The organism is Allomuricauda sp. NFXS6 (genome assembly GCF_040148835.1).
GTDB lineage: Bacteria > Bacteroidota > Bacteroidia > Flavobacteriales > Flavobacteriaceae > Flagellimonas.
In genome coordinates this window covers 90,679-113,472 of sequence record NZ_JAGEMG010000003.1, presented here as the reverse complement: position 1 = coordinate 113,472, position 22,794 = coordinate 90,679, and the positions used below count along the sequence as shown (strand labels likewise).

The 22,794-nt window shown below is 41.5% G+C and carries 23 protein-coding genes and 1 other RNA gene; 9 read left to right on the top strand and 15 right to left on the bottom strand.

The window, feature by feature from the left end:
• A complete protein-coding gene (thrC, locus tag J4E06_RS06040) occupies nucleotides 1-1,296 on the top strand; it encodes a threonine synthase (protein WP_349523136.1) in 1,296 nt (431 codons plus the stop codon).
• Here the strand turns inward: thrC and J4E06_RS06035 are convergent.
• Nucleotides 1,293-2,909: an aminopeptidase P family protein gene (locus J4E06_RS06035; RefSeq protein ID WP_349523135.1), complete on the bottom strand. Its 1,617-nt coding sequence runs from the start codon at nucleotides 2,907-2,909 to the stop codon at nucleotides 1,293-1,295. The two genes, thrC and J4E06_RS06035, sit on opposite strands and share 4 nt — an antisense overlap.
• Before the next feature lie 141 nt (nucleotides 2,910-3,050).
• Between J4E06_RS06035 and gcvT the strand changes: the two genes are divergently transcribed.
• The 4 genes from gcvT (at nucleotide 3,051) to J4E06_RS06015 (ending at nucleotide 6,078) form a co-directional block, all read left to right on the top strand.
• Nucleotides 3,051-4,139 carry a glycine cleavage system aminomethyltransferase GcvT gene (gcvT, locus tag J4E06_RS06030; protein ID WP_349523134.1) on the top strand — a complete coding sequence of 363 codons (1,089 nt, stop codon included), beginning with the start codon at nucleotides 3,051-3,053 and terminating at the stop codon, nucleotides 4,137-4,139.
• Nucleotides 4,140-4,146: 7 nt separating this feature from the next.
• The gene (locus J4E06_RS06025; RefSeq protein WP_349523133.1) at nucleotides 4,147-4,965 is read left to right on the top strand and encodes a sugar nucleotide-binding protein; all 819 of its coding nucleotides are present in this window, start codon (nucleotides 4,147-4,149) and stop codon (nucleotides 4,963-4,965) included.
• A 48-nt stretch (nucleotides 4,966-5,013) separates the two neighbouring features.
• On the top strand, nucleotides 5,014-5,295 hold the full coding sequence (locus J4E06_RS06020) for a 4a-hydroxytetrahydrobiopterin dehydratase (protein ID WP_349523132.1): 282 nt from the start codon (nucleotides 5,014-5,016) through the stop codon (nucleotides 5,293-5,295).
• 72 nt (nucleotides 5,296-5,367) lie between these two features.
• Nucleotides 5,368-6,078, top strand: a complete 711-nt coding sequence (locus J4E06_RS06015; RefSeq protein ID WP_349523131.1) for a YebC/PmpR family DNA-binding transcriptional regulator — start codon at nucleotides 5,368-5,370, stop codon at nucleotides 6,076-6,078.
• Nucleotides 6,079-6,081: 3 nt separating this feature from the next.
• Here J4E06_RS06015 and J4E06_RS06010 read toward each other — a convergent pair whose 3' ends face one another.
• From J4E06_RS06010 to J4E06_RS05985, 6 genes are read right to left on the bottom strand one after another with little or no spacing between them, the layout of a single operon-like run.
• Nucleotides 6,082-6,621: a lysophospholipid acyltransferase family protein gene (locus tag J4E06_RS06010; protein WP_349523342.1), complete on the bottom strand. Its 540-nt coding sequence runs from the start codon at nucleotides 6,619-6,621 to the stop codon at nucleotides 6,082-6,084.
• A gap of 32 nt (nucleotides 6,622-6,653) precedes the next feature.
• Nucleotides 6,654-7,727 carry an iron-containing alcohol dehydrogenase family protein gene (locus J4E06_RS06005; RefSeq protein WP_349523130.1) on the bottom strand — a complete coding sequence of 358 codons (1,074 nt, stop codon included), beginning with the start codon at nucleotides 7,725-7,727 and terminating at the stop codon, nucleotides 6,654-6,656.
• Between the two features lie 53 nt (nucleotides 7,728-7,780).
• A complete protein-coding gene (locus J4E06_RS06000; protein ID WP_349523129.1) occupies nucleotides 7,781-8,485 on the bottom strand; it encodes an HAD family hydrolase in 705 nt (234 codons plus the stop codon).
• Nucleotides 8,476-9,189 (bottom strand): 3-deoxy-manno-octulosonate cytidylyltransferase, encoded by a 714-nt coding sequence (gene kdsB / locus J4E06_RS05995; RefSeq protein WP_349523341.1) that lies wholly within the window; start codon nucleotides 9,187-9,189, stop codon nucleotides 8,476-8,478. The genes J4E06_RS06000 and kdsB overlap by 10 nt, the downstream gene beginning before the upstream one ends.
• A gap of 40 nt (nucleotides 9,190-9,229) precedes the next feature.
• Entirely contained in the window at nucleotides 9,230-9,802 is a 573-nt protein-coding gene (locus tag J4E06_RS05990) for a DUF4126 domain-containing protein (protein ID WP_502877336.1), read from the bottom strand.
• A gap of 24 nt (nucleotides 9,803-9,826) precedes the next feature.
• Nucleotides 9,827-11,260, bottom strand: a complete 1,434-nt coding sequence (locus J4E06_RS05985) for an ATP-dependent DNA helicase (RefSeq protein ID WP_349523128.1) — start codon at nucleotides 11,258-11,260, stop codon at nucleotides 9,827-9,829.
• Nucleotides 11,261-11,367: 107 nt separating this feature from the next.
• Between J4E06_RS05985 and J4E06_RS05980 the strand changes: the two genes are divergently transcribed.
• From J4E06_RS05980 to rsmD, 3 genes are read left to right on the top strand one after another with little or no spacing between them, the layout of a single operon-like run.
• Nucleotides 11,368-12,105, top strand: coding sequence for a hypothetical protein (locus tag J4E06_RS05980; protein ID WP_349523127.1), 738 nt, complete (start codon nucleotides 11,368-11,370; stop codon nucleotides 12,103-12,105).
• A gap of 2 nt (nucleotides 12,106-12,107) precedes the next feature.
• A complete protein-coding gene (locus J4E06_RS05975) occupies nucleotides 12,108-12,920 on the top strand; it encodes a DUF3822 family protein (RefSeq protein ID WP_349523339.1) in 813 nt (270 codons plus the stop codon).
• A complete protein-coding gene (rsmD, locus tag J4E06_RS05970; RefSeq protein WP_349523126.1) occupies nucleotides 12,921-13,466 on the top strand; it encodes a 16S rRNA (guanine(966)-N(2))-methyltransferase RsmD in 546 nt (181 codons plus the stop codon).
• A gap of 330 nt (nucleotides 13,467-13,796) precedes the next feature.
• On the opposite strand, the gene rnpB is transcribed toward rsmD, so the two are convergent.
• Nucleotides 13,797-14,099: RNase P RNA component class A (gene rnpB / locus J4E06_RS05965), an RNA gene on the bottom strand.
• 105 nt (nucleotides 14,100-14,204) lie between these two features.
• Between rnpB and J4E06_RS05960 the strand changes: the two genes are divergently transcribed.
• Complete coding sequence (locus J4E06_RS05960) at nucleotides 14,205-15,986, top strand: DNA polymerase III subunit gamma/tau (protein ID WP_349523125.1); 1,782 nt, start codon at nucleotides 14,205-14,207, stop codon at nucleotides 15,984-15,986.
• Here the strand turns inward: J4E06_RS05960 and J4E06_RS05955 are convergent.
• The 7 genes from J4E06_RS05955 to J4E06_RS05925 are packed head-to-tail and all read right to left on the bottom strand — an operon-like array spanning nucleotide 15,975 to nucleotide 22,727.
• Complete coding sequence (locus J4E06_RS05955) at nucleotides 15,975-16,337, bottom strand: transmembrane 220 family protein (RefSeq protein ID WP_349523124.1); 363 nt, start codon at nucleotides 16,335-16,337, stop codon at nucleotides 15,975-15,977. The two genes, J4E06_RS05960 and J4E06_RS05955, sit on opposite strands and share 12 nt — an antisense overlap.
• A gap of 2 nt (nucleotides 16,338-16,339) precedes the next feature.
• On the bottom strand, nucleotides 16,340-17,713 hold the full coding sequence (locus tag J4E06_RS05950) for an alkaline phosphatase family protein (RefSeq protein ID WP_349523123.1): 1,374 nt from the start codon (nucleotides 17,711-17,713) through the stop codon (nucleotides 16,340-16,342).
• Nucleotides 17,710-18,900 (bottom strand): metabolite traffic protein EboE, encoded by a 1,191-nt coding sequence (gene eboE / locus J4E06_RS05945; RefSeq protein ID WP_349523122.1) that lies wholly within the window; start codon nucleotides 18,898-18,900, stop codon nucleotides 17,710-17,712. Before eboE ends, J4E06_RS05950 begins: the two co-directional genes overlap by 4 nt.
• Nucleotides 18,897-20,066: a 3-dehydroquinate synthase gene (locus J4E06_RS05940; protein ID WP_349523121.1), complete on the bottom strand. Its 1,170-nt coding sequence runs from the start codon at nucleotides 20,064-20,066 to the stop codon at nucleotides 18,897-18,899. The genes eboE and J4E06_RS05940 overlap by 4 nt, the downstream gene beginning before the upstream one ends.
• A gap of 3 nt (nucleotides 20,067-20,069) precedes the next feature.
• Nucleotides 20,070-20,969: a UbiA-like protein EboC gene (gene eboC / locus J4E06_RS05935; RefSeq protein ID WP_349523120.1), complete on the bottom strand. Its 900-nt coding sequence runs from the start codon at nucleotides 20,967-20,969 to the stop codon at nucleotides 20,070-20,072.
• The gene (locus J4E06_RS05930) at nucleotides 20,969-21,877 is read right to left on the bottom strand and encodes a TatD family hydrolase (protein WP_349523119.1); all 909 of its coding nucleotides are present in this window, start codon (nucleotides 21,875-21,877) and stop codon (nucleotides 20,969-20,971) included. The genes eboC and J4E06_RS05930 overlap by 1 nt, the downstream gene beginning before the upstream one ends.
• 4 nt (nucleotides 21,878-21,881) lie before the next feature.
• Nucleotides 21,882-22,727, bottom strand: a complete 846-nt coding sequence (locus tag J4E06_RS05925) for an EboA domain-containing protein (RefSeq protein ID WP_349523118.1) — start codon at nucleotides 22,725-22,727, stop codon at nucleotides 21,882-21,884.
• Nucleotides 22,728-22,794: the final 67 nt, after the last annotated feature.

Below are 22,794 nucleotides of genomic sequence, written 5' to 3'. Positions count from 1 at the left end.
ATGAAATTCTACAGTCTAAACAACCAAAATATAAAAGTCTCTTTCAAAGATGCGGTCATAGCAGGAATCGCTCCGGATAAAGGACTTTATTTTCCAGAAAGCATCACCCCGCTTCCATCTGATTTTTTTGAAAACATTGAGGAGCTTTCCAATCAGGAAATTGCGTTCCAGGCCATTCATCAATTTGTGAATGAGGATATTCCCGATGAAGCCTTAAAGGAAATCATTGCCAATACCTTGGATTTTAATTTTCCCGTGGTCGATATTGAAGACGGTGTGGCCACTTTGGAGCTTTTCCATGGTCCCACCATGGCTTTTAAAGATGTAGGCGCCCGTTTTATGGCCAACTGCCTTGGATACTTTTCTCAAGGCGAAAAACAAGATGTCACCGTTTTAGTGGCTACTTCGGGTGATACGGGCGGTGCCGTTGCCAATGGTTTTTTGGGGGTTGATGGTGTGAAAGTCCTGATTCTCTACCCTAGTGGAAAAGTAAGCGAGATTCAAGAAAAACAATTGACCACCTTGGGACAGAATATTGAGGCCATGGAAGTAGATGGTGTTTTTGATGATTGTCAGCGTATGGTGAAAACCGCTTTTCTGGATTCTGAAATTACAGATCATAAAAAACTGACCTCCGCAAACAGCATCAATGTGGCCAGATGGCTACCACAGCTGTTCTATTTTTTATTTGCCTACAAACAGGCAAAATCCAAAGGAAAAGAAATTATTTTCTCTGTACCCTCTGGAAATTTTGGGAATATCTGCGCAGGAATGGTAGCGCAAAAACTGGGCATGCCCGTCAAACATTTTGTGGCTTCCACCAATGTAAACGATGTGGTTCCAAAATTCATGGAAAACGGGATTTACGAACCCATGACATCCATCGCCACTATTTCCAATGCCATGGATGTGGGCGACCCAAGTAATTTTGTCCGAATCCGACATTTGCACCAAGACAATTTGGAGACGCTTCAACAGCACCTTTCCTCCTATTCGTTTACCGATGAAGCAACCAAAGCTACGATGAAAGAGGTATATTCCAAAACAGGATATGTGATGGACCCCCATGGGGCCGTTGGCTATCTTGGACTGAAGGAATATCAAAAATCCCATCCCAATGCCTATGGTATTTTCTTGGAAACGGCACATCCTGTTAAATTTTTGGATGTGGTTGAAGATACTTTGGGGTTGAGTCCAGAAATTCCGCCGCAAATCATGAAAGTAATGGACAAGGAGAAAAAATCCGTTCCCATTGCCACTTATGATGAACTAAAACAATTTTTGTTGAATGATTAATCCAACTTGGGCAGTTGAAAACTGTCCAAGGGACTGGGTTGTTTCATCACTTCTTCGATGGCCTCTGTAGTTCTTGGTGCCATCCCTGAAAGATTGATGGGGCCATTTTCCGTGATTAGGATATCATCTTCAATTCGAACGGCAATGCCCCACCATTTTTCATCACAATCACTGTTTTCTGCAATATAAATACCAGGCTCCACAGTAATCACTTGATTGGGTTTAAAGGCTTGATAGGTTCCTGCATCGTGCACATCCAATCCCAAATAATGGGAAGTTCCGTGTGGAAAATAAGTCCTTGCTCCCTTAGCTTCTTTAATAATGCCCAAATCCATCAATCCTTTGGTAACAACTTCCAAAGCCGCCTTATGTGGCTCTCCAAATGAAGCCCCTACAACACTTGCTGCAATACCTGCTTCTTGAGCCTCATAGACAATATCGTAAATAGCTTTTTGTTCAGGAGAAAACTTTCCGTTAGCGGGAATAGTTCGGGTTACATCAGCGGTATAACCGTGGTATTCCGCTCCTAAATCCATCAACACCAAATCATTGCCCACCTTGGTTTTGTTGTTTTCGATATAGTGAAGAATACAACCGTTGTGTCCACCTCCGACAATGGATGGGTAGCCTTCATATTCGGCACCATATTTTTTATAGACATATTCGTGCACGCCCTGTATTTCTGTTTCTGACATATTGGGATGCATGGCTTTCATCACCTCAATTTGGCCAACGGCAGAAATTTCAACAGCCTTTTTTAATAGCTTCATTTCCTCTGGGGTTTTATCCTGTCGCAATTCGGCCATTACCTTTGGTAAAATACTGGAATCGAGATTCGTTGAACGCTGAATCACCAACACTTTATTTTTGATTTCATCCCGTATTTCATCATTATTTGCACTTACAAAGTCATTTAAAATCTCATCATCCTGCAATTCTGGATAACGTTCCAGATAGCGCTCAATGGTCTCTGCCACATCCTCGCTGTTATCGGCATTGGCCGTTGCTATCCTTTTGTATAAACTGTTTCGCGTAGGATTATAATCCGAAGGATAATTTGCCTTCATCTTAAAGGTTTTTATCAGGTCGAACAAATCCGCTGTCCCTGATTTATCACGGTAATCATTATGAAAATCAACAAAAGAAACATTGTCGAAAGAAGTAAAATCCAAGGGAAAGTTTTCAAATTCACTACCATTGTACACCATATTGAATCCTAATTGTTCCTTTACGCCTTCTACGCCCAATCGTTTTCCTGTCCATTGCTCCGCTCTTGCGTTCCTTTCCTGTACATAAAAAATTTCATCAAAACTGTTCCCAGAAGCATCGGTCTGCTCTTCCGAAAAAATGACCAATACCGCATTGGGTTCTTTATACCCTGTCAAATAATAAAAATTGGGGTCTTGGTGGTACACATAGTCCACATCGTTCGCACGGTTGCGCTCTGGATTGGCAAACAGCACGACCGCTGTATTCGGAGGCAACTTTTCCCGAACGGCATCTCTTCGTTCCTTATGAAAATCTGCTGGCAAGTAATCAGTTGGCAAATCCTGAGAAACCATTGTAAAAGCCAACAAAAGGGCAGCAATGAGACTAAATGTAAATTTTGACATGATGCTATATTTTTTTCAAAATACGAATTTTGATAGGATTACAAACTGTAAGATGTTTCAGTTTTATAAAAATCGTAAGCAGCTAAAATAAGGGTATCCTTAATTAATTCCATAAATTTGCGAATCTTAAAAATAGACTCAATGAAAAATACTGCTCTTACTAAAACGCATGAGGCGCTGGGAGCCAAAATGGTACCGTTTGCGGGCTACAACATGCCTGTTTCTTATGAGGGTGTAAATATTGAACACGAAACCGTACGCAAGGGCGTTGGTGTTTTTGATGTTTCCCACATGGGCGAGTTTTTGATAGAGGGACCAAAGGCTTTGGAACTTATTCAAAAAGTAACCACTAACGATGCTTCAAAATTAACCGTAGGTAAAGCGCAGTATAGTTGTTTGCCCAATGAAACTGGTGGAATTGTTGATGACCTTATTGTGTATAGGGTGAAGGATGAAACTTATCTTTTGGTGGTAAATGCATCCAACATTGAAAAGGATTGGGCACACATTTCCAAATATAACGAGGCCATTGGTGCTGAAATGCGAAATATTTCGGACGACTATTCACTTCTTGCCATCCAGGGACCAAAAGCAGTTGAGGCCATGCAATCCATTACTTCCGTGGATTTATCTGCAATTAAGTTCTACAACTTTGTTGTAGGTGATTTTGCCGGGGTTGACCATGTCATTATTTCGGCAACGGGTTATACAGGTTCCGGTGGTTTTGAGATTTATTGCAAGAATTCCGAAGTACAACAAGTATGGGACAAAGTATTGGAAGCCGGTGCCGATTTCGGTATTAAGCCTATCGGTTTGGCCGCACGCGATACGCTCCGTTTGGAAATGGGCTATTGCCTTTACGGTAACGATATTGATGACACCACCTCTCCTTTTGAAGCTGGCTTGGGCTGGATCACCAAGTTCACTAAAGAATTTGTGAACAGTGAGAACTTTGCCAAAGAAAAAGCGGAAGGTTCCAAAAGAAAACTGATTGCTTTCCAAATGGAAGAGCGAGGAATTCCTAGGGCTGGATATCCTATTTTGGATACAGATGGCAATACAATAGGAAAAGTAACTTCAGGAACTATGTCGCCGTCCCTTTCCAAAGGAATCGGGCTTGGGTATGTGACCACGGAATTTTCAAAAGTTGATACTCCCGTTCACATTCAAATACGTAAAAACAGTGTTTTGGCAACCGTTGTAAAATTGCCTTTCTACAAAAATACCTAGGTAGCCCTTGGATAAAAAAAAGATATTGATATTGGGAGCGAGTGGATTTGTGGGCAATGCCATATACAAAGAACTCTGCTCCTATTTTGATACTTACGGCACCTACTATTCCAATCGTTCTTTTGCCAAGAACAAGCAGTTCGTAAGATATGATTTGGAGGAAGATGATATATTTCAGATTCTGGAACATATCAAACCGGACATTATCATATCATCGCTTCGTGGAAATTTTCCGGCACAGATACAGGCACACCACCATTTGATGGAGTATCTGATGAAGACCAAAACAAAACTGTACTTTATCTCTTCGGCCAATGTTTTTGATGCCTACAGTAAATTCCCATCCTACGAACATGACAAAACCTTATCCTTGAGCGTGTATGGCCGTCTCAAAATAAAAATTGAGAACATGATGATGCGCTTGCCCAAGGAGAAAACCGCCATTCTTAGAGTGCCGATGGTTTTTGGGAATACTTCTCCCAGAATCAAGGAAATCAAAGAAAACATAGCGAACAAAGAGCCCATTGAAGTGTTCCCGAACCTCATTATCAATGTGACCAATGATGATAGGCTCACGCAGCAAATTCACTACCTCATCAACAGGAACAAAACTGGTATTTACCATTTGGGGAGTAGTGACCTTATCCAGCACGAGGAATTTATCAAAGAGGTCATCGAACATCTAGGAAACTATCACCCTATCTACAAAAGAGTCTACACCACTAATGAAGACCGGTATTTGGCCGCTTTGCCCAAAGCCAATATGCTCCCGAAAAACCTTCGCGTTAGCTGCCAAGAGATTATCGACCATCATCTACCCGTTTAGTTTTCTTTTCCCTATTTAATTGACTATCTTCTAGAAAAATGAATATTTATGAAGAAGATGAACACCAATGAAATTGAAGAAGCCCTTAAAAACCTATCGGGTTGGGCTTTAAAAAATGATATGATCGAGAAATCCTTCACTTTTGAGGATTTTACAGCCACTTTCGCCACAATGACGCACATCGCCTTTGAATGTGAAAAGCAAAACCACCACCCCAATTGGGAAAATATCTACAACAACTTAACCATCAAACTAAGCACACACGATGCCGATGGAGTTACCCAAAAAGACATCGACTTAGCCAAATCCATTGAAGAAATAGTAGGGTAGGCACCACCAATTTTCAACTTGACACAGGGGCTTTTTTTGCTAAATTTGCTGTCATCCAGAATTTAAGAATATATGGGAAGAGCATTCGAATTTAGAAAAGCACGTAAAATGAAGCGTTGGGCCGCCATGTCCAAAGCATTTACCAGAATCGGGAAAGATATTGTGATGGCCGTTAAAGAAGGTGGGGCCGACCCAGATGCCAATTCCAAACTGCGTGCCGTGATTCAGAATGCCAAGGCCGTGAACATGCCCAAGGACAACATTGAACGGGCCATTAAAAGAGCATCGGACAAAAGTCAGGGCGACTACAAAGAAGTACTGTTTGAAGGCTATGCGCCCCATGGTATTGCTATTTTAATTGAAACGGCCACCGACAACAATACGCGCACCGTGGCGAACATCCGTAGCTACTTCAACAAATGTAACGGGAGCTTGGGCACTTCAGGTTCAGTTGAATTTATGTTCGACCATACCTGCAACTTTACCATCAACGGTGAGGGTCTGGACCCCGAAGAACTGGAACTGGAAATGATCGATTTTGGTGCCGAAGAAGTATTCGTGGATGAGGACGGCATCCATATTTATGCGCCTTTTGAAAATTTTGGAGCCATTCAGAAAGAATTGGAAGAAAGAGAAATTGAAATAGTTTCCTCAGGTTTTGACCGGATTCCACAAGTAACCAAAGAACTCAATGAAGAAGAAGCGGCCGATGTGGAAAAGCTTTTGGAAAAAATAGAGGAAGACGACGATGTGCAGAATGTTTTCCACAGTATGCAAGAGTGATTTTTAAAAACTATACTCCGGCACTTTTCCTTTTACCCCTTTGTAAAAATCCTCAATTTTTCTAAAGTCATTTTCCTGAGATGCTGTGGGATAAAAAAGCTCGCCTATTTTGATTTCCTTTTTACCAAAATCAAAAGCGACCATTAAAATAGGTACTCCTGCTTTCTTTGCAATATGGTAAAATCCCGTTCTTAGGTGTTCCACCTTTTTACGCGTTCCCTCGGGAGCCAAGGCTAGGCGAAATGTTTTTCTGGAATTGAAAATCTGAACAATAGTATCTACCGTATTGGAATTTTTGGAACGGTCCACGGGCGCGCCGCCCGTCCATCTGAAAAACCAACCGAAAGGAGGATTGAAAAGACTTTTTTTGCCGATATAATTGATTTCTTGATTGATTGCTTTTCGAATCAAGAGTCCTAGAAAAAAATCTAGCCAATGTGTGTGGGGAACTACGATGATAACGCACTTGTCCACATCGGGGAAAGAACCATTCAGCTTCCATCCCAATAATTTAAAATAAATAAACTTGGCCAGCTTATGCATTTCGTTGTAAAGACCTTCAATTACAGCAAGTCTTATATTTTTTGATACAGTTTCTGCAAACGTTCCGGTGTCATAATGGTTTTCCAATCCTTGCCCAATGCATTTTCCCAAAGCGGCTCCAAGCCCAATGAAATATTCACCATTACATCAAAATCGTTTTGGGTCAGTTCCGCGCAAACACCTTTTGGCAACGTTATGTTGTGTTTTGCCATCATTTTATTGAAAAGGGAAACTCCTTCTGGATAAAACTCTTCCAAATGTTGAAATACCAAACAATTGCCGATGCCATGCTTAATGCCCAAAAGATAAGAAAGACCGTAACTCATGGCATGCGCCACGCCCACTTGTGAATAGGCAATGCTCATGCCTCCATGCCAAGAGGCCATCATTAATTTGTCCCTGGATTCGGCGAATGGCAAATCTTCAAGAAAAACTTCCTCACAAAGTTGCATGGCTTTTTCACCATAGCTTTGACTGAATGCATTCAAATAGGTTCCCGTCAAGGATTCCACGCAATGTATAAAACAGTCCATCCCCGTATAGAACCATTGTTCCTTGGGAACTGTTGTGCTAAAGTCGGGATCCAAGAGTACTTGATCAAAAGGCGTGAAATCTGAATTGATTCCCAATTTTTTTTCAGGGCCCAACAAAACGGTTGTTCGGGATACTTCGGCCCCGGTTCCACTAATGGTAGGAATGCCAACATGGTACAATGCCGGTTTATTTACCAAATCCCATCCTTGGTAGTCCTTGGCGAGTCCTTTGTTGTTCAATAATATGGACACGGCCTTGGCCAAATCCAGTAAGGTTCCGCCACCAATGCCGATTACCCCGGAAGGCAGCTCATTATATTTTTCCCTTATTCGCGAGACCAGTGCATCAACTTGAGCTGTTTTGGGTTCCTCCTCGGCAGAGATAAAAATCACCTCATCATTGAACATTAAGGGCACTTTTGCCAAAAACTCCTCATTTTCGAAGAAATCGTCCACCAAAAAAATAAAGGGAGCCTCCGAACTATTGCGCACAGGCAACAAAATATCCCCTAATTGCGAAAAACAGCCCGACCCAAAAATCACCCTGGGTACCATGGGAAAGTTCTTGTACATTGTTTTATGGGTTGAGGTTGTTTGCTGTTTTTTCAAATCGTTTTCTGTCTTCATTAATTATCCAAATACTTCAAAATGTCTTTGAGACTGTTTAATTTTAGATGATTGTTCACCATTTCGTCTTCTGCGACCATCTCATGGGCCCATGTGGTATGGAACGGTACATGTACCGCCTTTGCTCCAATATTCAAGATAGGCAATACATCCGATTTTAGGGAATTTCCTATCATTAAAAATTCATTGACATCTATACTCAAATGTTGCAACAGATTGTTGTAATTGCTTTCTTTTTTATCGCTCAGCACTTCCACATGATGGAAATATTGGGAAAGTCCCGATTTTTCGAGTTTCCGTTCCTGATCTAAAAGATCTCCTTTGGTGAGCACTATCAGTCTATATTTTCCCGTCAATTTAGAGAGTACTTCCTCAACCCCATCGAGCAATTCCACGGGATGGGATATCATCTTTTTACCCAGGTTCAATATTTTTCCAATGGTTTCTTGCGAAACCTTATTATTGGATAGGTCCAGGGCAGATTCTATCATGGAAAGCATAAATCCTTTTATTCCATATCCATAAATATCCAAGTTGGCCATTTCTATTTTAAACAGCTCTTGGTCTATCTTGTTCTTGGTTTCGTACCCTTCCAAGAGTTCTGCAAACTTTTCCTCGGTATCCCGAAAATAGGTTTCGTTAACCCAAAGGGTATCATCGGCATCAAAACCGATTGTTTTTATGTGGGAGAAATCTACTTCCATATCTTTCTTGCTCGTTCCAAATCTTCAGGAGTATCGATCTCGATGCCCGTGATGTGGGTTTCCACCATTTTTATTTTTTTGCCATACTCCAAAAAGCGTATAGCTTCAATTTTTTCTTTGGCCTCCAAAGGCAACATCGGCAATTTTTGAAAATCCATTAGTGCCCGTTTTCTGAAAACATAAACCCCTTTGTGCTTGTAATAGGTTGCCTCAACTTCTTTATCCCTTGGATAAGGAATCGGGGATCGCGAAAAATAGAGGGCAAAATCTTGATTGTCCACGACAACCTTCACCGTGTTGGGATTCGATATTTCATCCCAGTCCGTGATCGGTGTCATCAAAGAACCCAAATCAATTTCCTTCTTCGTATCGTTTTTGAATACTTTGATGATTTTTTCTAAGCTTTCGGCATCGATAAAAGGTTCATCTCCTTGCACATTGATCACCACATCCACATCCATACCTTCCACGGCTTCGGCAATTCGGTCGCTACCGCTTTCGTGTGTTTTTTTGCTCATGATCACCTTTCCCCCTATCCCGGTAATTACTTCTGAGATTTCAGGGCTATCGGTAACCACGTAAACCTCATCAAAAAGTCCCGTGTTCACAGCGGCTTGGTAGGTTCGCACAATCACGGGCTCCCCACCAAGGTCCTGCATTAATTTTGCGGGAAACCTAGAGGCTTGGTAGCGGGCGGGAATCATGGAAATAATATTCACTTTATCTTTTTTGCTTAAATGATTGTTATTTTGATTTAGGTCTTATTTTTCTGTAAATCCTGAATATGACCAATAAAATAATGATCACCAAAATGGCTGCAATGGGCGGCACCAAGATAGATGCTGTACTTACCGCTACGGCAGCTCCTGTTTCAACCGTCGAAACAATAGGGTTTGCCAACCCTCCTGTGGTCCCCGTGGATGTTAACCTGCCTGCTGCATTTGCCCCTTTAATGGCCGTTGCCGTTCCTCCCCCTGCAATAATGGCCAATGACCAAGTGACCACTGGGTCCAAATTTGCTGCGGTGGATACCACTACAGCGGTACCTGCAATTCCCGCCAAGGGAATAGCAATACTGTCCAGGGCATTGTCCACCCAAGGGATGAAATAAGCAAAAATCTCCACAATGGTTGCAACACCCAAGGTGATTAGAGCGGTCAGGCTCCCGATCCATTGCCAGCTTTCGTTAAGCTCCCAAACCCCTAAATATGCAGCAAAACTTAGGGCAAAAAGTGGCAGGAAAACACGAAAACCGACCGAGGCCGCCAATCCGATTCCGAGGAACAAACTTATTATAGTATCTGGTTCAATATTCATGCTGATGTCTAAAATAGGTTTTTCCTAGTCAAGAAAAAAATCATCCTTAAAACCTATTAAATAGAGTTGACGCTCCGCCCTTGTCACAGCGGTATATAGCCATCTTAGGTAATCCTTGTCCACTCCATTGGGCAAATACGGTTGTTCCACAAAAACAGTGTCCCATTGCCCCCCTTGTGATTTATGACATGTGATGGCATAAGAGAATTTGACCTGAAGCGCGTTAAAGAATCGGTTGTTCTTCACCCCCAAAAACTTTCGGTATTTGGATTTTTCGTGCGCGTAGTCCTTCATCACCTCTTGGTAGAGCTTGTTGCCATCCTCATAGGACAAAGACGGCGTAACCGTGGTAATGGTGTCCAATAAAAGAACGGTCTCAAATGGTTTTTGATTGGGATAATCCACCATTTTCACCTTTACCTCCGCAAACTTGAACCCGTATAATTCTTTGATAGCAAACAATTCCAACACCTCGATAATATCCCCATTGGCAATAAAACCAGCTTCGGAATTGGGTTTTAGCCAGAAGTAATTGTTCTTTACGACCATCATATAATCTCCAACGGAGATTTCATTATCAAGAAAAAGTATGCGTTCGCGAATGTTCTGATTGTAAAGATTGGCTCTTTTGTTAGATCGCACAATAATGGCGGTCTGTTCCTTTCCATTTTCACCATAGGATGAATCGATGGCTTCTTGTATTTCGTTGCCATCAATCAATCTTACAATATCCTTATACTGGGCCAAATCAAATTTAAAGTCTTCAAAAAAATCGGATTGCAATTGCTCCCTAAGGTTGGTCGCGTTATAAAGAATACCCGAATCATCTGACTGCCGCATTACCTCGTCCAGTTCCAAACATTCGACTTCCTTATTATAGTTTAAGGACAAACGATTTTCATCCAATGCAGGGCTGAGTTCCAATTTTACGGGCGGTAATTGGGCCGTATCCCCTATCAAAATCAATTTGCAATTGTGCCCGGAGTACACATAAAACATAAGGTCATCAAGCAAGGACCCGTTTTCGAACAGTTTGGAATCAGCCGGGGCGTCCGGAATCATCGAAGCTTCATCCACGATAAAAACAGTATTTCGATGCTTGTTCGGAGCCAGCACAAATTGGATGCCCCCACCCGATTGTTTCTTTGGAAAATATATCTTTTTGTGTATGGTGAAGGCTTTATTTCCCGAATAAACGGACATAACTTTGGCCGCTCTACCGGTCGGAGCCATTAAAACAGAGCTCATTTTCACTTTCCATAGGCTGCTCACCAAAGTAGCCACCAGTGTGGTTTTTCCGGTTCCTGCAAATCCTTTCAACAGGAACACATCGTCCTTTTTGCCCTCTAAAACAAAGTTAGCCAGCTTATTAAGTGCCAAACCTTGTTTTTCGGTAGGTGTATGGGGAAATTTTTCGTTTAAAATCCTTAAAAAAGTGGGTGCGTCAAAATCCTTCATGAGTGCTAAATATAGTGGTCTTTTTTAAAGCAAAAAGTTTCGCAATAAAAAAAATATTGTAGATTTGTCTGTAACCACTAAATTAACTTTGAAAGACAGTATCAGATATGTTAAACTTAATTCTTATTGTTGTATTAATATGCCTTGTGACCATAGGGCTTGTTTTTGTTATTGATAGATTTTTACCTCAAAAAGTAAAGCCAGTTTTGATAATTCTCTTCGGAATTTTAAGCATTTACTTAGGTTTTAAAATTTACGACTCCATCAATGCCCCTATTGAGTTCAATAAGGTAAGAAATGAAAGATTTTCCAAAGTAATCAGCAAACTTAAGGATATTAGGGATTCGCAGGAAGCTTATAAAACCGTAAATGGAAAATACGCAGGTAATTTTGAAAGCTTGATCAAGTTCATCGATACCGGCAACTATACCATTACCACACAGCGTGACTCTTCTTTCATGAGATACGACAGAGTGTATCAGATTGAAATGCAACAGGACACCATTATTATCGACACCTTGGGAACCGTAAAGGTAAAAGATTCCCTATTTGGGGCTGATGACAGGTACAAAACCATGATGGACGTTCCTTATGCCCAAAACGATGAAAAATTTGAAATGAAGGCTGATATTATCGATAAAAGTGGATATAAAGCCCCAGTTTTTGAAGCAAAGGTCAAGAAAAATGTTGTGCTTTATGACCAACCGGAAGACTTGGTAGAAAAAGAAAACGCTCACCAAAGTGTTGAAGAGGTAAACGGTACTGAAATCAAAGTAGGTTCATTGACCGATGTAAGCACCAACGGGAACTGGCCACCTGTCTACGATAGGAAAAAGATAAACTAGCTATAGTACAGAACAAAACAAATAGCACCCATAGGAAACTGTCCATTCAAGCTGGCTTGAATGGACTTTCTTTTTGTGTGCTGGACACTATTACCAACAAGATTCTGGCTTTTGAAAGGGTAAGCTTCAAAACACAACTCACCCCGTATTTAATGCTCAAAGAGTTAAAAGAAAAGCTAAGTCAGCAAGGGGAAATCGGAAGGAACTTTTCCGAAGTAATGGTCATCCATAAAAATAATATGTTCGCCTTGGTTCCCAAGCCACTTTTCAATAACGAGGAGCTGCCCAACTATTTAAAGTTCAACGCCAAAATAATGGCAAACGATCTTATCGCCTACGATGAGATTCCGAACCAAGAAATTATGAATGTTTACATTCCCTACACCAATGTAAACAATTATATTTTTGAACTTTTTGGGGAGTTCGAATTCAAGCATAGCGGAACGGTTCTTATCAACACTTTGTTGAATCAAAACAGAACCTTATCAGAAGCAGTTTGCTATGTGCAAGTATCCGAACGCGAGATGGAGATGATGGTGATGTCCGATAAAAAATTACTTTTCTACAACCAATTCGAGTACAAGAACAAAGAGGACTTTTTGTACTATTTATTATTCAGTTTGGAGCAATTACAGATGGATTTGGAAAAAACTCAACTTAAACTCTTCGGAGCTATTGAAGAGGGAGACCCCATTTACGATCTCTGCTACCAATACATTAAAAATGTATCTGTTTTTGTTCCCAGCGCTTCGTCCTTTCCTTTGGAACAATTGGAAAATGAGAGCATTGACTTCTCTATATTAAGCTCGCTATAAATGCGTATTATTTCAGGAAAATACAAGGGCAAAAGACTTGTTGCCCCAAAAAAATTACCTGTTCGCCCCACTACGGATATGGCCAAAGAAGCTCTGTTCAACATCCTGAACAACCGATTTTACTTTGATGAACTCAAAGTACTCGACCTATTTTCAGGAACGGGAAACATCAGTTTTGAGTTCGCTTCCAGGGGTACGGAAAAAATAACGGCAGTGGATGCTCATCAAGGTTGTGTGCGATACATTTCCAAAACCGCACAAGCATTGGACTTTACCATCAAAACGGTTAAATCCGATGTTTTCACGTTCCTAAAAAATACACCCGAAAAGTTTGACCTTGTTTTTGCCGACCCACCATACGATTTTGAGACCAGACAATTTTTGAACATTGCCAATCTGGTTTTTGAAAATACGTTGCTCTTGGAAGATGGACTTCTGATTATTGAACATTCGGACCAAACCAATCTTTCGGAACACCCTCAATTTTCGGAGCAACGTAAATACGGTGGCAGTATCTTCAGTTTTTTTGAACTTGAAGAAAAATAAATCGAGACCGTCTTAAAAGTATTGAAATACGTCATTCTGAATTTATTTCAGAATCTCATCATATTTCATTACAAGAACCTGAAACAAGTTCAGGTTGACGAAAACTGACTTTTCAGACCTCTTTAAAGAAAAGAATGAAATTCTTTGTCATCTGGCGTCAGGTCCTCCCTTGATCCCTCTAAAGGAGGGAAACCTCTCCCCTTAGGGAGACTGGAGAGGGGACCATCTATAAAATTTATAGAAACTAAAGTAACTGCAGTTAAACCTAACTACCGTCAAGTTTGCAGACCCTGCTACGATACTTCGGAGGTTTTAAACCTTTAACTAGATAAGAAAAGCAGGCCATAAGCCGGATTCTGTGTACCCTTATCATTTATCTAGACAAATGGTTGCCCAAGTGTTCCAACCGCCTACCCTCCAACTCGGGCGTGCAGCCCTCAAACATTGGTTTACATGACGTTTCACCGCATAGAGTTTACCTGATTTCACTACAGCCGAACTGTACTTGCTTTCTGTTGCACTGGTCCTCGCCTCTCGGCGGACGGGCGTTACCCGCTATGCCGCACTTCGGTGTCCGGACTTTCCTCTTCAAGTAAGGTTGCCCATACTTGCAGCGATAAGGTGGCCTGCTACTACAAAGGTAATCCAATTGTTAATAAAAAACGGCGGAACTGTGCGTTTCAAGTCAACTTTGCCCAATGCTATTTTTATATTTGTAGTAATTCTATTTTCCCAGCATTGGAACCATTTATAGTATCAGCTAGAAAATATAGACCCCAAACCTTCAAAGATGTCGTGGGCCAATCGTCCATTACCAATACTTTGATGAATGCCATTGAACACAACCACTTGGCACAAGCCTTGTTGTTCTGCGGCCCAAGAGGTGTTGGAAAGACCACTTGTGCCCGTATTTTGGCCAAAAAAATCAATCAAGATGGTACGGAAAGGGAAGATGAGGATTTTGCATTCAATATTTTTGAGTTGGATGCCGCCTCCAATAACTCCGTGGATGACATTCGTAGTTTGATAGACCAAGTACGCATACCACCACAGACCGGAAAGTACAAGGTTTATATTATCGATGAGGTCCATATGCTTTCCCAATCGGCATTCAATGCATTTTTGAAGACCTTGGAAGAACCTCCAAAGCACGCCATATTTATTTTGGCCACTACGGAGAAGCACAAAATTATCCCGACCATTCTATCCCGCTGCCAAATTTTTGACTTTAAGCGCATCACGGTAAAAGATGCCTCGGAATACCTAAAACATATTGCAGAGCAGCAAGGAATTGAAGCTGAAGAGAGCGCTTTGCACATTATTGCGCAAAAGGCAGATGGAGCTATGCGTGATGCCTTATCAATCTTTGATCGTGTGGTAAGCTTTTCGGGGAAGGAATTGACCCGAAAGGCCGTAACGGAAAACCTCAATGTTCTCGATTACGATATCTATTTCTCAGCCACGGACTTGATTCTAGAGAACAACATTCCAGAACTTTTGGTGCTTTTCAATAAAACCCTGTCACTTGGGTTCGATGGTCATCATTTTATCTCAGGCTTGGCCTCACATTTTAGGGATTTGATGGTCTGTCAACATCCTGATACCTTAAATCTCTTGGAAGTAGGTGAAGACGTGACCAAACAATACCAAGAACAGGCCAAAAAGACATCCAAACAATTTTTGCTGAAAGCCATAGATATGGCCAACGACTGCGACCTGAAATACAAAACCAGTAAAAATCAGCGATTGCTAGTTGAACTCACCCTTATGAAGTTAGCCTCCATCACATTCGATGGAGAAAAAAAAAACGCTGATTTCATAATTCCTGCTTCTTATTTTGCAGGAAAAATAACCACATCCAACGGTGGTACTCAACCAGCTCAAACCAATGGTACTCCGCCCCCGCCGAAAGAGACCGTTCAAGCATCGGAGGAACCTGCATCGAAAGAAAAGGTAACAGCAGTTGCGGAAGTTTCAGCGTCAAAAGAAACCAAAAAAGAACTGGTCAGCGAACCCAAAGAACCGTATCGACCAAAAAAAATTGAAATCAAGACTTCGGAAAAACGGGTTTCCGGGCTTTCGTTATCGAGTATCAAGGTTAAGAAGGCACACGAGAACACAAAATCCCCAGGCATAGACGAAAAGGACTTGCCCAAAGATATCTTTGAAGAAAAAGATATGCAAAAGCATTGGGACGATTTTGTACATCAATTGGAAAAGCAGGGCAGAAAAATATTGGCGAGCAATCTACAAAGCGATGTGCCCAAACTTAAGAACGAAAATACCATTTGGATAGAGCTTCCCAACGGTACAATGAAAAAGGAAATAGAGCGGGAACAAAGTTTGATGCTTGATTACCTGAAACAAAAATTGAACAACTACGCCATTTCACTCTACATTACCGTAAACGAGGAAGTGGCAAAAAAGTTCGCCTTTACCCCAGAGGAAAAGTATGAGAAGTTGCGGGAGAAAAACCCGAATTTGGATTTGCTCCGCCAAGAGTTCGATCTAGACTTTTGATTTGTTCAGGAAACGAGTTCTAAAGCCATACACCATCATTACCACAGCGGCAATCAAAGATCCCAAAGACTCCCTCCCCTCTTCAATATTTACGGTCTTCATACCTTGGTCTAGCTGAACACCTTCGTAAGATTCCGGCCAATACATGAAAAACAGCACCAAAAAGAAAATGGTAAGTACAAAATAAATGCTTGTTTTCAGCTTTTTAAAGATAAAAAGTACCGAAGCCACAGTTGCTACCAAATAAATTAGAATCCATTGAAGCGCATCGGGATCGTTGAACTGCACTACAATGGCGTAACCGAACAAAAGCGCAAAAACAGCAGCAAAAATTTTGAAAAACGTTTCCATATTTATTGAATTACGTGATTTTTAAGCACTTCATAGACTTCGGTAGCTAACAGTTCCTGCTCCGGTAAATTTTCAATACTGTTGGTCGCAAGAATAGGCCAATCTTCCTTGTCCTCAGGGATTCTTCCGTGGGACCCATGCACCAATTCGGCCTTTAAGGGAATAATGTCCAATACGGTTCTAAAGCCCAGCTTCTTTTTTAAGAGTTTCCACATCACTTTGGGCACAACCAATCTATCCGCAGGGTCAGTAAACATTTCAACAGGATCGTAACCCGGTTTTTTGTGGATATCCACCATTCGCGCGTAATCGGGCGCCACGGTGTCATCTTCCCAAAAATAATAGGTGAACCAGCTATCCTTGTCAGCTACAAGCACAAAATCGCCCGCTCGCTCATGGTCGATGTGATGATTTTTCCGTTCGCTCTTCGGAATAACTTGTTCTACCCCTGGAATTGTTTTCAGGTATTCATAAAGTTTATTACGATCAACGGAATCTTTCGCGTAAATATGCGCTATTTGATGATCGGCAACCGCAAAAGCATCGCTTGCTCCAGCATCCAAAAGTTCCAGCCCTCGCTCTACTCTAATGCCCAAATACCCTTCTTTTCGTAAATGTCGGTTAATGTGGATAGGGTTGGAGACATTGGTGATGCCGTATTCGGACAACAAAACAATATTGGCCGTTTGTGCTTCATAATACTCGACCAAATCTTTGACCACAATATCAATTTCGTTCAAATCCGTTTGAAGGACATCAAAATCCAATCCGTAGCGTTGCGTGTTATAATCCAAATGGGGCAAATACACCAAGGTCAGGGTCGGATTGTTTTCCTTGTCCATTTCCATAGTGGCATCGGCTATCCATCTACTGGATGCTATGGATGTCTTGGGTCCCCAAAATTTAAACAATGGAAATGTTCCCAACTTGTCTTGAAGCATATCCCGTAACTTGGCCGGATAGGTGTAAATGTCTGGAATTTTTCTGCCGTCCGCCAGATAATTGGGTCGCGGGGTAGCGCTAAAATCTACAGTGCTGTACATATTATACCACCAGAACATATTGGCACATGTAAAATCAGGATGCATCGCTTTCAACTCGTCCCAAATTTTATTGGACTGCACCAAGGGATTTCCCTGCCTCCAAAATTTGACTTCCAATTCTTCCTTAAAGAACCATCCATTCCCGACAATACCGTGTTCTGTTGGCCATTTGCCGGTTAGATAGGTGCTCTGTGCCGAACAGGTTACTGCAGGCAAAACAGGCTTCACTACGCTGTTCTTCCCTTTATCCAGAAATGATTTTATAAATGGTGTATGATCACCTATCAATCTATTGGTAAGCCCAACAATGTTGATTACAACGGTCTTCTTCATTTTAATCTTGATTTCATCCAGTCCAACTCTCTTGCAATGGACTCTGTAATCGGTACTTTCAGTTCATTGGGCAAAACATCCCAAGTGTAGGTTTCCACCTCAATATGATTGCTCACAAAATTGTCCTTCAAATAATCCAACACCTTTACAATCTGATCTTGTGTGGATTGAAGCAATCCATAATCCTTTAAAAATATGGGGACATGAAAATGGGAACGCAACTCTTTGAACGGTGCTTTTTTTTCCAAAACAATCGGTAAATCGTTATATGTTTTCACCTTTCCATTCACCATTTCCGTAACCTGATGCAAATACACAGGCTCGTTGAATTGGGCCAAGGTGTCCCACAACTCCTCTTCCTTGTCGCTGTTGTACATAATTTTAAGGGCCGCACTTACCTGAATCTTGCCTACATTAATATTGGCCGCCTTGAACTTCTCAAAAGTCACATTTGGGGCTTCGTAGGCCAAGGCGAAATGACATACATCATAGCATATCGTAATATATCTTTTGAGTAGCTCCTCCGTTTTTTCCATACTGAATTGAAACGGTTCAAAAGCCTTGATGGCCTCGGGAACCAAATAATCTTTGTAGTAATCAATTACTTCCTGGGTGTTCTCCAAAAAACCATCAGGTTCCGGTTCCACATCCAAATGCATATACCTGCCTGATGCTTTTTCAATTTTGTAGAGTTCCAGTGCCACCTTGACCATTTTTTCTGCTCCTTTGGCAAAGGCTTGTTGCTTTTCAGAATCACTATCAAACCAATGCTTGTAGGAAACAGGAGATGTAGAAATACCGCATTCCATACCTTCGGGCGCTAAAAAATCCAATTGTTTGAACAACCGTAGTGTATAATCCAGCCGATTGCCAGTGGTCCAATCGGGCACGTGCACCTGGTCTTTTACGGGTTCCCCGTGAAAGTTCCCATAGGGAAATCCGTTCATCGTAAAAACGTAACAGTCATTTTCGGACAACCAATGTTTGAAGTCTTGAAGTTGTCCGTCATCCAGTTCCAAACTGGCCGTATTACTGAGTCTGAGTCCTAGACCAAACGCATCATTGGGCGAAACGCTATTCTTGATTTTTGGTAAATGCTGCTTTAAGCTGGTAAATGTTTCTTCCCAATCTCCACCTGCGTGGATATTTGTGCAATAGGTCAGATGATATTTTTCATTGATCCTCATAAAGAGTTTTGCGGTTTGTAAACAAAGCTTCGCACTGCTTTTTCCATTAATGAATAGTCGATACTGTGGACATCTGTTTTAGTTCCTATCTTGGGAATCAGCGGAATGGTAAGCTCACCTCCCAAGTGCTCCCGAAACTCTTCGATTCCGTTGAGGAGTTCTTTGATTTCCCCATCCCCTTCAAAGGGCACTTCTAAATTGAATCCTGCTTTTTTGATGACGGTAAGCACTCGCTCCAAATCATCTTGCAACACTCCTACCAAACTGGCGTAAACCATATCTATGGCCATACCTATCGCTACGGCTTCCCCGTGCCTTAGACTGTACCCCGTCATATATTCCAATTTATGGGCCGACCAATGTCCAAAATCCAAAGGTCTGGAAGAGCCGCTTTCAAAAGGATCTCCACCCTCGGCAATATGTTCCATATGAAGTTCTGCACAACGATGAATCAAATAAGCCATTGGTTCCATTTCCCGATTGGCCAGTGCCTCCGCATTGGATTCGATATACTCAAAGAATTGTTTGTCCTTGATCAGGGCTACTTTAATGGCCTCTGCTATGCCTGCCACCCAATCTCTTTGTTCCAGCGTATTCAAAAATTCCAAATCGTTGATAATGGCATAGGGAACCGAGAATGTACCCAAAAAATTTTTCTTGCCAAAAGCATTTACACTGTTCTTCACACCAACGGCGGCATCATTTTGAGCCAATACGGTGGTTGGAATTCGAATAAGTTTTACCCCCCTATGTGCAATAGTGGCTGCATAACCAACCATATCAACCACGGCACCGCCTCCAATAGCTACTACAAATGAATGTCTGCAAATGGCATTTTCATTGATGGCTTCAAGACATTTTTCGACACTGGACTGGTCTTTTTTGCTTTCCTCCCCTCCAGGAACAGCGATAAGATTAGTGAATTGGATGTGCTCCTTGAAATGATTGCAGTATTCCTCTATTTCTTTACCAAGATGTGGATGATGGTCCAAAACTCCTTGATCTACCACAAAAAGGCACTTGATAGGGTGATTGGGACGGTATTCAGCCAGTACATTTTTGAACAAAGGATTCTCTACCGCAAATAAATGCTGGGTAAAGTGCAATTGATATGTATACCTTACTTTAAACTCTTGATGAATCGTAGGTAGTGTATTTTTACTCATAAGTTAGGTTACTGCAAATTGTTTGGCCAAATAAACGGATAGTGGCAATAGTAAAAGCATTAGCACTCCAATGATCAGATTGGCATGTGCAACAGCCATAGCGGCATCCAGCAATATAATGGACAGCACTCCAGATTTTACAGCCTTCTTTATATTTTCTGGTGTATTATTTTGATATGCCTTGATCAAAGGTTTGAAAACCATAAAAGCAAAGAGTGCCAAAAACAATAGATACCAAAGGTCGCCATTTGCATACTCTTGATGCAAATAAAACACGCCTGAAAGTACTACTACATATAACAGCCCTGCCAACAGGAGATTGCCCTTGTTCTTTCCGTGTACTTCCCCCCTGCTGATCATGGTTACGGCAAAAATGAATACGATCGGCACCAGGACATAAGGCCAGTTTTCCATAGTACTCAGCAAGGATATGCCCATCAAAAGGTTAAGTCCCCTACAAATACCCATGTTGAGCGGTCCCAAAAAGGCATGGTGCTTCGCAAATTTGTTATAGGACAAAATGGATAAAGCTAGAAAAACAGATATAATGCCACTATTGCTGTTGGCCAAAAAAGCAAAGTAAATTCCCACCGCGAGCAAACCAAAACCAAATGATCTTGCTTTGCCCAAAGGAACTACTCCACTTGGTATTGGCCTTTCGGGGCGTTCTACTTTATCAATCACTAAATCAAAAACATCGTTAAGTACCACACCGCCCGCGTAAAGAAAAACGGAGGCCAATATCAACATCAAAAATGGAAATAGGTCTACCTCCGGTATTTCAAAAGCACCAATTCCGGCGAATAGACCCGATATGGATATTCCTGCCAAAATATCGGCTGCAGCGGTAGGCAAGTTGGCTGGCCTACATAATTGAAGATATGCCTTTACACGTGGCCCCATTAAACGATTTTGTTGTCCTCTACCTTTGGCTCCTGACCTCGAAGCACACTATTATCATTGAATAGTTTTCGTTGATCAATGGCTTCTGGAGTCAACCAGTGTTCTTCTTTCATTTTTCCCGATCTGCCAAAAAAGTCCAAGGCATTCTGGTAGCAGGTTTTCACTACGTCTTCACGAGCAACTCCGTTTTGCAGCATCAAATTTGCTGTTTTTGGAACAGCCAACGGATCGCTTACGCCCCAATCGGCAGAGCTATCCACTATAATATTGTCGCTACCGTATTTTTTGACTACTTCCACCATTCGTTGGTTGCCCATTTTGGTTTTTGGGTAAATGGTGAATGCAGCGGTAAATCCTCTATCCAATACATCCTTAACCGTTTCTTCGTTGTTATGGTCAATCACTACCATTCCCGGATCCAAGCCGTGCTCCAAACAAACTTCCATGCTTTTAATGGTACCTGCCTTTTTATCCCTGTGGGGCGTATGTACTTGAACCATCATATTAAAGGTTTTGGCCAATTCCAATTGCTCCCTAAAAAAACGGTCTTCTGCCTCGGTTTGGTCATCGTAACCTATCTCGCCAATGGCCACCACATTTTCTTTGTGCAGATATAAGGGCAACAATTCCATTACCTCTTCGGCCAAGGGTACGTTATTGGCCTCTTTTGAATTGAGCCCGATGGTGCAGTAATGCTGTATCCCAAATTGTGATGCCCTAAACGGCTCCCATCCTACAAGACTGCTAAAATAGTCTTGAAAGGAACCTACTTGGGTTCTTGGTTGTCCCAACCAGAATGATGGTTCAATCAGAGCTACGACCCCAGCTGCCGCCATAGCTTCATAGTCATCCGTGGTTCTGGAGGTCATGTGAACGTGTGGGTCTATTATCATTAATTTATCATCCATGCTATTATAAATTTTTCCAAGTTATATCTCCCTGCTCCACTTTTTGCAGATGGGTGTGGTATGTATCAAGTAATTTTTTCGCTTCAACGGAGGTGGAGTGAAAACAAACCAAGGTTGCTGCCTTTTGTTCCCTTTCAACTTCACTTTTGAACAAACGTTCTACATCTTCAATTAAATGGCCTTCCAAAAAATTGGACACCGGTCGCCAAAACATTGGATCTACATCTCTTGATGCAGCCCATCTCTCATGTGCATAATCGGAAATGATGCGCGCCAAATCCTTATTCGCCATTTTATCTATTTCCACAATCCTTTTCAAATCTTGTTGCATAAAAGCTGCCTTAAGGTACATTTGGTTCCACTCCGACAAAGTAAAATATTCGGAAGGATATGGATTGTACTGGGATATGGCATTAAAAACCGTGGCAATATTGGTCCTAAGCGCTTCAACCGCGGCAAACTTAAAATCTTTTGGTTCTGGAAGAAAAACGAGATACTTTAAAAAAGTTTCCAATTCCGTTTTATCCGCCACTTGAATCAATTGCTGTACCGGTTTCAAAAATCCTTCTCCAGCTTCGAGCACCGAAGAGAGTATAAAAACTCTGGAAATCTCCAAGGTCGTCGCCTTTTGAATCTCCAAATAGTCTTTCCATTCAAAATCATGGGAACCAAAATCAGTTATGGACTCATCTTGTATTTTAGCAGTGCACAGACTGTAGGCCATGTATAAATCCTTTCGGCTTTGGGATTTCGAGATTTGTGCCACGACACTTTTCAACCATTGGAATTCAGAATCCTTTAAATTTAATTTCAGAATATCGGAAAGATAATCATTGGAGGTTTTGACCATACGGTTTAGACTAACATCTGTTGATTTACAAATATAGCGGTGATCAACGAATTTATTTAATCCTATC